This window comes from Pseudomonas sp. AK-TSAG1-1 (genome assembly GCF_056821665.1).
Window position 1 is genome coordinate 2107652 of record NZ_CM165965.1, and the last position, 11875, is coordinate 2119526.

General features: G+C 60.9%; 7 protein-coding genes. 3 read left to right on the forward strand and 4 right to left on the reverse strand.

What is annotated here, in order from left to right; translation table 11 throughout:
- Window positions 1–167: 167 nt before the first annotated feature.
- The 4 genes from guaD to xdhA form a co-directional block, all read right to left on the reverse strand.
- Window positions 168–1472 carry a guanine deaminase gene (gene guaD / locus AC1UK9_RS09710; protein WP_473015031.1) on the reverse strand — a complete coding sequence of 435 codons (1305 nt, stop codon included), beginning with the start codon at window positions 1470–1472 and terminating at the stop codon, window positions 168–170.
- A 13-nt stretch (window positions 1473–1485) separates the two neighbouring features.
- Window positions 1486–2343: a xanthine dehydrogenase accessory protein XdhC gene (gene xdhC / locus AC1UK9_RS09715; RefSeq protein ID WP_482579927.1), complete on the reverse strand. Its 858-nt coding sequence runs from the start codon at window positions 2341–2343 to the stop codon at window positions 1486–1488.
- Between the two features lie 139 nt (window positions 2344–2482).
- A complete protein-coding gene (gene xdhB / locus AC1UK9_RS09720; RefSeq protein WP_025110341.1) occupies window positions 2483–4882 on the reverse strand; it encodes a xanthine dehydrogenase molybdopterin binding subunit in 2400 nt (799 codons plus the stop codon).
- Window positions 4875–6329 carry a xanthine dehydrogenase small subunit gene (xdhA, locus tag AC1UK9_RS09725; RefSeq protein ID WP_473015034.1) on the reverse strand — a complete coding sequence of 485 codons (1455 nt, stop codon included), beginning with the start codon at window positions 6327–6329 and terminating at the stop codon, window positions 4875–4877. Before xdhA ends, xdhB begins: the two co-directional genes overlap by 8 nt.
- A 268-nt stretch (window positions 6330–6597) precedes the next feature.
- Between xdhA and AC1UK9_RS09730 the strand changes: the two genes are divergently transcribed.
- The 3 genes from AC1UK9_RS09730 to zipA all read left to right on the forward strand — a co-directional run bounded on the left by AC1UK9_RS09730 (window position 6598) and on the right by zipA (window position 11871).
- On the forward strand, window positions 6598–7257 hold the full coding sequence (locus AC1UK9_RS09730; protein ID WP_025110343.1) for a GntR family transcriptional regulator: 660 nt from the start codon (window positions 6598–6600) through the stop codon (window positions 7255–7257).
- Between the two features lie 2 nt (window positions 7258–7259).
- Entirely contained in the window at window positions 7260–10748 is a 3489-nt protein-coding gene (gene smc / locus AC1UK9_RS09735; RefSeq protein WP_025110344.1) for a chromosome segregation protein SMC, read from the forward strand.
- Between the two features lie 259 nt (window positions 10749–11007).
- Window positions 11008–11871 carry a cell division protein ZipA gene (gene zipA / locus AC1UK9_RS09740; RefSeq protein WP_025110345.1) on the forward strand — a complete coding sequence of 288 codons (864 nt, stop codon included), beginning with the start codon at window positions 11008–11010 and terminating at the stop codon, window positions 11869–11871.
- The last annotated feature ends 4 nt before the right edge of the window (window positions 11872–11875 follow it).

The window sequence follows — 11875 nt, forward strand, 5'->3', positions numbered from 1 at the left end:
GGCATTCGCGAGCAAGCCCGCTCCCACACCGGACCCTCAGTGAACACAAGATTTGTGAGTGACTGATACCCCCCTGTGGGAGCGGGCTTGCTCGCGAATACGATCCAGCAGGCAACAAAAATCCCCCGGGGCTAACACCACCGGGGGATTTTTTTGCCCGCAGAAAACTAGCGCTGATGCACCAGCGCGCCCGCCGCATACGTCTGCTGCACCGTCCGGTCATCCCCCAGCGTCATCAACACGAACAGCGTTTCGGCGATGTTGTTGGCTTGCTTCAGGCGATAGCTCAGCAGCGGTGTAGCGTTGTAATCCAGTACCAGGAAGTCGGCGTCGGAACCCGGTTGCAGGTTGCCGATCTTGTCTTCCAGACGCAGCGCCCGCGCGCCACCGAGGGTCGCCAGGTACAGCGACTTGAACGGGCTCAGGCGCGCACCTTGCAGTTGCATCACTTTGTAGGCTTCGTTGAGGGTTTGCAGCAGCGAGAAACTGGTGCCGCCGCCGACGTCAGTGCCCAGGCCGACATTCAGTTTGTGCTTCTCGGCCATTGGCAGGTTGAACAGGCCGCTGCCGAGGAAGAAGTTCGAGGTCGGGCAGAACGAGATCGCCGAGCCGGTCTCGGCCAGGCGCGCGCACTCGTCATCGCACAGGTGCACGCCGTGGGCGAATACCGAGCGCTCGCCGAGCAATTGATAGTGATCGTAAACGTCGAGGTAGCCCTTGCGCTCCGGGAACAGTTCCTTGACCCACTCGATTTCCTTGAGGTTCTCGCTGATGTGGGTCTGCATGTACAGATCCGGGTATTCGGTGAGCAACTGGCCGGCGAGGGTCAGTTGTTCCGGGGTACTGGTCGGGGCGAAGCGCGGGGTGACCGCGTAGTGCAGACGGCCCTTGCCGTGCCAGCGTTCGATCAGCGCCTTGCTCTCGACGTAGCTCGATTCGGCGGTGTCGGTCAGGTAGTCCGGAGCGTTGCGGTCCATCATCACCTTGCCGGCGATCATCCGCAGGTCGAGCTTCTCGGCGGCTTCGAAGAACGAGTTCACCGACTGCGGGTGCACGCTGCCGAACACCAACGCGGTGGTGGTGCCGTTGCGCAGCAGTTCCTTGATGAAAATGTCGGCGACGTCGTCGGCATGAGCCTTGTCGCCGAACTGGCTTTCGCACGGGAAGGTGTAGGTGTTCAGCCAATCGAGCAGTTGCTCGCCGTAGGCGCCGACCATGCCGGTTTGCGGCAGGTGGATGTGGGTGTCGATGAAGCCCGGAGTAATCAGCGCATTCTGATAATGCGTGATCTCGATGTCTGCCGGCAGGGTCGGCAGCAGGTCGCTGGCGTGGCCAAGGGCGCTGATCTTGCCGCCTTCGACCACCAGCAGGCCATCCTCGAAATATTCGTAGGAGGCTTCGATCCCGACTTCGGCGGGGTCGGCGATGCTGTGCAGGATGGCGGCGCGGTAGGCTTTGCGAGTCAGAGGCATGAGGGTTCTCTAATCAGTTTGAGGCTTTGAGTTTGGCGGCCTGGCTGCGCCGGGAAACCGGCAGCAGTTTGGCAATCGGTTCGGCGCTGGCGGTGTGCTGGCCGAAATTGGCGTTATAGGTGGCGATGATTTCGCCGGCGATGGAGATGGCGATTTCCACAGGCAGCTTGCCTTTGACTTCGCCGATGCCCATCGGGCAGCGCATGCGTTGCACGACGCCGCTGTCGAAACCGCGATCACGCAGGCGATGTTCGAACTTGGCGCGTTTGGTCTTCGAGCCGATCAGGCCGAAGTAGGCAAAGTCGTTGCGCTTGAGAATCGCGGCGGTGAGTTCCAGGTCCAGCTGATGGTTGTGAGTCATGACGATGCAGTAGCTGCCGGCGGGCAGGTCGTCGATTTCATCCACAGGCTCATCGGCGACGATTTTACGCACGCCGTGGGGGATCTGTTGGGGGAATTCCTCTTCCCGCGAATCGATCCAGCGTACGCGGCAGGGCAGGCTGGCGAGCAGTGGCACCAGTGCGCGGCCGACGTGGCCGGCGCCGAACACAGCAATCTGCGCCTGCACCTGGCCCATCGGTTCGAACAGCAACACCGTGGCGCCGCCGCAGCACTGGCCGAGGCTGGCACCGAGGCTGAAGCGCTCCAGATGGGTGTCCTGCTTACCGCTGGCGAGCATTTCGCGGGCGATCTGCATGGCTTTGTATTCCAGATGCCCGCCACCGATGGTGTCGAAGGTCTGATTCGCGCTGACGACCATTTTCGAGCCGGCATTGCGCGGGGTCGAGCCGAGTTCTTCGATGATCGTCACCAGAACACAGGGTTCGCCCTGGTTCTGCAGGTCGGCGAGGGCGTCGATCCAGTTGTACATGTTCACCTCGACATCTGTCGTTGTCTGTTCGGGCCTCTTCGCGAGCAAGCCCGCTCCCACATTTGGATTTGCACCAGTCCAACAGTCAGCACATATCCCTGTGGGAGCGGGCTTGCTCGCGAAGGCCGCGCCTCGGTCCTTAAAGCGGAGCCAACTCGGTTTCAGCCTCGACGGCTTTCACCGCTTTCAACTGGCGCATCTGCTCACAACCCCACAACACCCGCTCCGGGGTCGCCGGCGCGTCGATCTGCGGTTGATGCTTGTAGTCGCCAAGGCTGGCCACCGCATCCTTGATCGCACACCACGAAGCAATCCCGAGCATGAACGGCGGCTCACCCACAGCCTTGGAATGGAACACCGTGTCTTCCGGGTTCTTGCGGTTTTCCACCAGCTTCACCCGCAGGTCCAGCGGCATGTCGGCCACGGCCGGGATCTTGTAGCTGGCCGGGCCGTTGGTCATCAGCTTGCCCTTGTTGTTCCACACCAGCTCTTCCATGGTCAGCCAGCCCATGCCCTGGATGAAGCCACCCTCGACCTGGCCGATGTCGATTGCCGGGTTCAGTGAGGCGCCGACGTCGTGGAGGATGTCGGTGCGCAACATCTTGTACTCGCCGGTCAGGGTGTCGACGATCACCTCGCAACATGCCGCGCCGAAGGCGAAGTAATAGAACGGCCGACCACGGGCCTGGCTGCGGTCATAGTAGATTTTCGGGGTCTTGTAGAACCCGGTGCTCGACAGCGACACCTGATTGAAATACGCCAGCTGGATCAGCGCTTCGAAGGTCAGGATGTGGTCACGCACGCGCACGTGGCCGTTGTGGAATTCGACGTCTTCTTCGCTGACCTTGTAGTGCCGCGCGGCAAATTCCACCAGCCGCTGCTTGATGATCTCGGCGGCGTTCTGCGCTGCCTTGCCGTTAAGGTCGGCACCGCTGGAGGCGGCGGTCGGCGAGGTGTTCGGCACCTTGTCGGTGTTGGTCGCGGTGATCTGCACCCGGTCCATTTCCACCTGGAACACTTCGGCCACCACCTGCGCGACCTTGGTGTTCAGGCCCTGGCCCATTTCCGTGCCGCCGTGGTTGAGGTGGATGCTGCCGTCGGTGTAGACGTGCACCAGTGCACCGGCCTGATTGAGGAAGCTGGCGGTGAAGGAAATGCCGAATTTCACCGGGGTCAGCGCCAGGCCTTTTTTCAGGATCGGGCTGTTGGCGTTGTAGCGCCGGATCGCTTCGCGGCGTTCGTGATACTGGCTGCTTTCTTCCAGTTCGGCGGTCATTTCCTCGAGCATGTTGTGCTCGACGGTCTGGTAGTAGTGGGTGACGTTACGCTCGGTCTTGCCATAGTAGTTGGCCTTGCGCACGGCCAGTGGATCGAGGTTGAGGTGCCGGGCAATCGCGTCCATCACTTCTTCGATCGCGACCATGCCTTGCGGGCCGCCAAAACCACGGTAGGCAGTGTTCGACGCGGTGTTGGTCTTGCAGCGGTGACCATTGATCGTTGCGTCACCGAGGTAGTACGAGTTGTCCGAGTGAAACATCGCCCGGTCGACAATCGACGCCGACAAGTCCGGCGAGCAGCCGCAGTTGCCGGCCAAGTCCATGTTGATCCCGTGCAGGCGACCGGTGCTGTCAAAGCCGACGTCGTATTCGACGTAGAACGGGTGACGCTTGCCGGTCATCAGCATGTCCTCGACGCGCGGCAGACGCATCTTGGTCGGCTGGCCGGTGAGGTGGGCGACCACGGCGCACAGGCATGCCGGGCTGGCGGCCTGGGTTTCCTTGCCGCCGAAACCACCGCCCATGCGGCGCATGTCGACAACGATTTTGTTCATCGACACGTCGAGCACTTCGGCGACCAGTTTCTGCACTTCGGTCGGGTTCTGCGTCGAACAGTAAACGATCATGCCGCCGTCTTCGGTGGGCATCACCGAGGAGATTTGCGTCTCCAGGTAGAAGTGTTCCTGACCGCCGATGTGCAGCGTGCCCTGAATGCGATGCTCAGCCGTCGCCAGCGCGGAAACCGAATCGCCGCGCTGATGGGTGTGGCTGTCGAGCACGAAATGACGTTTGCGCAGGGCTTCAACCACGTCCAGTACCGGTTCGAGGTCTTCGTATTCGATGATCGCGGCCATGGCGGCTTTGCGCGCGGTTTCCAGATCTTTGGCGGCAACGGCAAGCACCGGTTGACCAACGAATTGCACGTCGTCGATGGCCAGCAACGGGTCGCCAGGCATCAATGGGCCGATGTCTTTCAAACCCGGCACGTCTTCGTGGGTGATCGCAATGCGCACGCCTTCGAAGGCATAACAAGGCTTGGTGTCGATGCTGATGATTTTCGCGTGGGCGCGGTCCGACATGCGTGCGTAAAGGTGCAGCTGGTTCGGAAATTCCAGGCGATCATCGATGTACTGCGCTTCACCGGACACATGCTTGGCGGCGCTGTCGTGCTTGACGCTGCGGCCGACGCCGGTGGTCAGGTCCCTGGCGAACAGTTCAGCCAGTTCAGCTTGAGTTTTCTCTACGCCGTGATGGTTAGACATAAGCGGTCACCCGAGTCTCGATGTGCGGTGTTTGCAGTTCGATGAAGTATTTGCGCAGCAGGTTCTGCGCACTGAGCAGGCGATATTCCTTGCTGGCGCGGAAGTCCGAGAGTGGCGTGAAGTCTTCGGCCAGTGCGGTACAGGCACGTTCGACCACGGCGTTGTTGAACGGCTGGCCGAGCAGTACGGCTTCGCAGTGGGCAGCGCGTTTCGGAATCGCGGCCATGCCGCCGAAGGCCATGCGGGCATCGGTGACCACACCGTTTTCGACCCGCAGGTTGAAGGCGGCGCAGACGGCAGAGATGTCGTCATCCAGACGCTTGGAGACTTTATAGGCACGGAACAACTGCTCGGCGCTGGCGCGCGGAACAATGATCTTCTCGATGAATTCGCTTTCCTGGCGCGCGGTGACCTTGTAGTCGATGAAGTAATCTTCCAGGTTCAGGGTGCGGCGGGTTTCGCCTTTGCACAGCACGACTTGCGCGCCGAGGGCGATCAGCAGCGGTGGCGAGTCACCGATCGGCGAGGCGTTGCCGATGTTGCCGCCGAGGGTGCCCTGGTTGCGGATCTGCAGCGAGGCGAAGCGGTGCAGCAGCTCGCCGAAGTCCGGGTACTCGGCGTTGAGCGCTTCGTAGCAGTCGGAGAGGGCGGTGGCAGCGCCGATTTCGATACGCTCTTCGAACGTTTCGATGCGCTTCATTTCGGCGACGTTGCCGACGTAGATCATCACCGGCAGGGTGCGGTGGAACTGGGTGACTTCCAGCGCCAGATCGGTGCCGCCAGCCAGCAGCCGCGCTTGTGGGTAAGCGTCGTAGAGATCAGCCAGATCGGCGACGGTCAGCGGCACCAGGCAGCGCTTGTCGCCGCTGTTGAGTTCGCCGATATCGGTCGGGGCGATGGCTTTGAGGCGGGCGATGGTCTCGGCTTCGCGGGCATCGAACTGGTCCGGTTGCTTGCCACAGCACGATTGCTCGGCGGCGGCGAGGATTGGCCGGTAGCCGGTGCAACGGCAGAGGTTGCCGGCCAGCGCTTCGTGGGCCTTGGCATGATCGGGCGCATCGCTGTTCTTTTGCAGGGCGAACAGTGACATGACGAAACCGGGGGTGCAGAAACCGCACTGTGAGCCGTGGCACTCGACCATGGCTTTCTGCACGCTGTGCAGTTCGCCCTGGTGCTTGAGGTCTTCGACGCTGATCAGTTGTTTGCCGTGCAGCGACGAAACAAAGGTCAGGCACGAATTGAGGCTGCGATAGCGAATGTGTTCGCGGCCGTCGTCATCCGTTTGCAACTCGCCGACCACCACGGTGCAGGCGCCACAGTCGCCGCTGGCGCAGCCTTCTTTGGTGCCGGATTTGCCTACGTGTTCGCGCAGGTAATTGAGCACGGTCAGGTTCGGGTCCAGGGCGTGCTCGCTACGGAGTTCCTGGTTAAGTAAAAACTGGATCACGGAAGGCCTCGCAGACTCATTATTGTTGTTAACCGACTTGAGCCGAATTTAGCAGGTCTGACTTTTCGGTCAATGGTTTTCTGACTTAAAGGTCAGGAAAATCCGTTTTGTCGATTAACCTGTGCTCCATTGAGTATTGACCCTGAGCGGATCCACTGCTTTTTTTGCTTGAATCGTGCCAAAAACCGCGCTGCGGGCACTCCGCCATGAGCCCGCATTTGCGCTACACTGCGCCGCTTGTGCAGATCGAAGAGTTTGAAGGACAACCATGACGTTCAAGGCGCCGGACAGCCTCGCCGAGCAAATTGCTCACCACCTCGCCGAACGCATCATTCGTGGCGAAATGAAGCCGGGAGAGCGCATTCAGGAACAGAAGGTCACGCTGGCCCTCAATGTCAGCCGCGGATCGGTCCGCGAAGCCCTGCTGATTCTCGAACGCCGCCACCTGATCGCGATCCTGCCGCGACGTGGCGCCCATGTCACCGAACTCACCGCGCACAAGGTGCAGAGCCTGTGCACGCTGATGAGCGAACTGTACATCCTGCTCGGCAACGCGGTCGCCAATGGCTGGCAGACCCAGGCCGACATGGCGCCGTTCGTGCAGATCCAGCAGCGCCTGACTGCCAGTTACGAGCGTCAGGACATCCGCACCTTCGTCGATGACAGTTTCAGCGTGATGCGCGCTGCGTACCCGTTCGCCAACAATCCGTACCTGCAAGAGACCGTCGAGAACCTGCAGCCGGCCATGAGCCGTGCGTACTTTCTCGCCCTCGAACAGCGCAAGGCCGAAATGAGCGAGTTCCTCGAACTGTTCGAGCGCCTGCTGGCCGCCGTCCTCGCCCGTGATTTGCCGCAGATCCGCATCGTGCTGACGGCTTATGCCCAGCGCAGCTGCGATCTGGTGGTTTCCGCCCTGACGGTTGCCTGAAGGTGCGGCTGAAGTGCATCAAACTGGCGGGGTTCAAGTCCTTCGTCGACCCGACCACGGTGAACTTCCCCAGTAACATGGCGGCGGTCGTCGGGCCGAACGGTTGCGGCAAGTCGAACATCATCGATGCCGTACGCTGGGTAATGGGCGAAAGCTCGGCGAAAAACCTGCGTGGCGAGTCGATGACCGACGTCATCTTCAATGGCTCGACCAGCCGCAAACCGGTCAGTCAGGCAAGTATCGAACTGGTGTTCGACAATTCCGCCGGCACACTGCTTGGCGAGTACGCGGCCTACGCGGAGATTTCCATCCGTCGCAAGGTGACCCGCGACAGCCAGACCACGTATTACCTCAACGGCACCAAATGCCGTCGCCGCGACATCACCGATATCTTCCTTGGCACCGGTCTCGGCCCGCGCAGTTATTCGATCATCGAGCAGGGGATGATCTCCAAGCTGATCGAGTCCAAGCCCGAAGACCTGCGTAACTTCATCGAAGAAGCGGCCGGTATCTCCAAGTACAAGGAGCGCCGGCGCGAGACCGAAAACCGCATCCGCCGCACCCACGAAAACCTTGCCCGTCTGACCGACCTGCGCGAAGAACTCGAACGCCAGCTCGAACGCTTGCACCGTCAGGCCGAGTCCGCCAAGAAGTATCAGGAATTCAAAGCCGAGGAGCGTCAACTCAAGGCGCAACTGTCGGCCCTGCGCTGGCAGGATCTGAACGATCAGGTCGGCCAGCGCGAGTCGATCATCGGCACCCAGGAAGTCAGTTTCGAGGCGCTGGTCGCCGAGCAGCGCAATGCCGATGCAGCCATCGAGCGCTTGCGCGACGGGCACCATGAACTGTCCGAACGCTTCAATCTGGTGCAAGGGCGCTTCTATTCGGTCGGCGGCGACATCGCCCGGGTCGAGCAGAGCATCCAGCACGGCCAGCAACGCCTGCGCCAGTTGCAGGACGATCTGAAAGAGGCCGAGCGCGCGCGCCTGGAAACCGAATCGCACCTGGGCCACGACCGCACGCTGCTGCTGACCCTCGGCGAAGAACTGGACATGCTCACCCCCGAGCAGGAAGTCACCAGCGCCGCCGCCGAAGAAGCCGCCGCTGCGCTGGAAGATTCCGAAAGTGTCATGCACGGCTGGCAGGAGCAGTGGGACACCTTCAACCTGACCGCCGCCGAGCCACGGCGTCAGGCCGAAGTGCAGCAGTCACGCATCCAGCAGCTGGAAACCAGCATGGAGCGCCTGGCCGACCGGCAAAAGCGGCTCGCCGAGGAGCGCGACTTGCTTTCGGCTGATCCGGAAGACGCGGCGATCATGGCGCTCAACGAACAACTCGCCGAGTCCGAAGCGACCCTTGAAGACTTGCAGACCAGCGAAGAAGCTCAGGTCGAAAAGCTTGAGCAACTGCGTCAGGAATTGCAGCAGGCGCTGACCGCGCAGCAACAGGCGCAGGGTGATCTGCAGCGGCTCAACGGTCGTCTGGCGTCGCTGGAAGCCTTGCAGCAGGCCGCGCTTGATCCGGGCACTGGCACCGCCGAATGGCTGCGTGAACACAACCTCGCCGAACGCCCGCGTCTGGCCGAAGGCCTGAAGGTCGAGGCGGGTTGGGAGCTCGCGGTGGAAACCGTGCTCGGCGCCGACCTGCAAGCGGTGCTGGTCGACGATTTCAGCGGCTTCGACTTGTCCGGTTTCACTCAGGGTGATCTGCGCTTGCTCAGCCCCGCCAGTGATGGCGTGCGGGTGGCAGGCAGCCTGCTGGATAAAGTCGAAGCGCCAATTGATCTGTCGCCCTGGCTGGGCCAGGTCAAACCGGTCGACAGCCTGGAGCAGGCGCTGGCCCTGCGCGGTCAGTTGACTGCCGGGCAGAGCCTGATCAGCCGCGATGGTTATTGGGTCGGTCGACACTTTTTGCGCGTGCGCCGCGCCAGTGAAGCCGAGAGCGGCATGCTCGCCCGTGGTCAGGAAATCGAGACGCTGCATGCCGAGCGCGAAGAGCGCGAAGCCACGGTCGAAGCCATGGAAACCCGTTTGCAGACCTTGCGTGCACAGCAGCGCCAGCAGGAAAACGGCCGCGAACATTTGCGTCGCTTGCTGCAAGACGAAGCCCGTTCGCAAGGTGAACTGAAAGCCCAACTGTCCGCCGGTAAGGCCAAGGCCGAACAGTTGACCCTGCGTCGCACGCGCCTCGATGAAGAGCTGGTAGAGCTCGGCGAACAACGCGAGCTTGAGCACGAACAGGTCGGCGAAGCGCGCATGCAGTTGCAGGAAGCGCTGGATGCCATGGCGCTGGACACCGAGCAGCGCGAGTTGCTGCTGGCCCAGCGCGACAGCCTGCGCGAGCGCCTCGACCGCGTGCGTCAGGAAGCGCGGCAGCACAAGGATCACGCGCATCAACTGGCTGTGCGTCTCGGCTCGTTGCGCGCGCAGCACGACTCCACGCGCCAGGCGCTTGAGCGTCTGGAAATGCAGGCCGAGCGTCTCACTGAAAAACGCGAGCAGTTGAGCCTGAATCTGGAGGAGGGCGAGGCGCCGCTGGAAGAGCTGCGCCTGAAACTCGAAGAGTTGCTCGACAAGCGCATGACGGTCGACGAAGAACTCAAGACCGCGCAGATCGCGCTGGAGGATGCCGACCGCGAATTGCGTGAGGCGGAAAAACGCCGGACCCAGGCCGAGCAGCAATCGCAACTGATCCGCGGCCAGCTCGAACAGCAGCGCATGGAATGGCAAGCGCTGACCGTGCGCCGCAAGGCGTTGCAGGATCAATTGCTCGAAGACGGCTACGATCTCAATGGCGTGCTCGCGACATTGACCCCTGAAGCCAGTGAGCGCGCCGCCGAAGATGAACTCGAGCGGATCAATGCGCGGATTCAGCGCCTGGGCGCGATCAACCTCGCTGCCATCGACGAATACACGCAACAATCCGAGCGAAAACGTTATCTGGATGCGCAGGACGCCGATCTGGTCGAAGCGCTGGAAACGCTGGAAAACGTCATTCGCAAGATCGACAAGGAAACCCGTAACCGTTTCAAAGATACCTTTGATCAGATCAATGGCGGTTTACAGGCACTTTTTCCAAAAGTTTTCGGTGGCGGGCGCGCGTATTTGGAACTGACGGGCGAAGATCTACTCGATACAGGGGTAACGATCATGGCGCAGCCGCCAGGGAAGAAGAACAGCACCATCCATTTGCTCTCCGGCGGGGAAAAAGCCCTGACCGCGCTGGCACTGGTTTTTGCCATCTTCAAGTTGAACCCGGCGCCGTTCTGCATGCTCGATGAAGTTGACGCGCCACTGGATGACGCTAACGTTGGACGCTACGCACGATTGGTTAAAGAGATGTCGCAGACCGTGCAGTTCATCTATATCACCCACAACAAGATCGCCATGGAAATGGCCGATCAACTGATGGGTGTGACGATGCACGAACCGGGTTGTTCGCGTCTGGTAGCCGTGGATGTCGAGGAGGCGATGGCGATGGTGGACGCCTGAGCCAGCGTGGTGTCGGAAGGGTATTGATGTTCTGTAGGACTTTTTTACCGACTTCGACTTGCTGGCCAATCGACATATTCGCGCAAGCCAATGTGACAGACGGTGTAAAGTTGTCTTTGGTCGTGCTAGTTTAATGTCAATTTTTCGTATACGTGGGCAAAACGCCTGTCAGAACATAGAGTTGGCGCCACGTTTTAAAGCGGTTTGCACAGTGTAAACCCCTTATTTTTCAGCATTTTTTATAGAGGCACGGGATTACATGGAAATCGGTCTGCGCGAGTGGCTGATCGTCATCGGCATCATTGTGATAGCCGGTATTCTTTTCGATGGCTGGCGCCGTATGCGCGGCGGCAAGGGAAAACTGAAATTCCGTCTTGACCGAAGTCTGTCCAACCTGCCGGACGAGGACACCAGCGCTGAGCTGTTGGGCCCGGCCCGCGTATTGGACACCCATAAAGAGCCGCAACTGGACGAACACGATCTGCCGTCGGTGAGCATGCCGGCCCGCGAAGCACGCGAGCCTCGCGAATCCGGCTCCAAACGTGGCAAGCGTGGCAGCAATGGTCCGGCCCAGGGCGACCTGAACCTTGACCTGGATCTGGACGGCGGCCCGAGCTTCAGCAGCCGTGACGATGATTTTGTCGAGGACATCAAGCCGTCGCCGGCGGTGGCCGACAAGGATCAACCGCAAGCTGAAGAAGTGCTGGTGATCAGCGTGATCTGTCGCGACGCTGCCGGCTTCAAAGGCCCGGCGCTGTTGCAGAACATCCTGGAAAGCGGTCTGCGTTTCGGTGAGATGGATATTTTCCACCGTCACGAAAGCATGGCCGGCAACGGTGAAGTGCTGTTCTCCATGGCCAATGCGGTCAAACCGGGCATCTTTGATCTGGACGACATCGACCATTTCAGCACCCCGGCGGTGAGCTTCTTCCTTGGTCTGCCAGGCCCGCGTCATCCGAAGCAGGCTTTCGATGTGATGGTGGCCGCCGCTCGCAAGCTGTCGCAGGAGTTGAACGGCGAGCTGAAAGATGATCAGCGCAGCGTTCTGACCGCGCAAACGATCGAGCACTACCGTCAGCGCATCGTCGAGTTCGAACGTCGCGCCCTGACCCAGAAGCGCTGATTGA

Bases quoted from the DNA above. Each gene is read 5' to 3' on its own strand.
- guaD (WP_473015031.1), bottom strand. From the start codon at position 1,472: ATGCCTCTGACTCGCAAAGCCTACCGCGCCGCCATCCTGCACAGCATC.
- xdhC (WP_482579927.1), bottom strand. From the start codon at position 2,343: ATGTACAACTGGATCGACGCCCTCGCCGACCTGCAGAACCAGGGCGAA.
- xdhB (WP_025110341.1), bottom strand. From the start codon at position 4,882: ATGTCTAACCATCACGGCGTAGAGAAAACTCAAGCTGAACTGGCTGAA.
- AC1UK9_RS09730 (WP_025110343.1), top strand. From the start codon at position 6,598: ATGACGTTCAAGGCGCCGGACAGCCTCGCCGAGCAAATTGCTCACCAC.
- zipA (WP_025110345.1), top strand. From the start codon at position 11,008: ATGGAAATCGGTCTGCGCGAGTGGCTGATCGTCATCGGCATCATTGTG.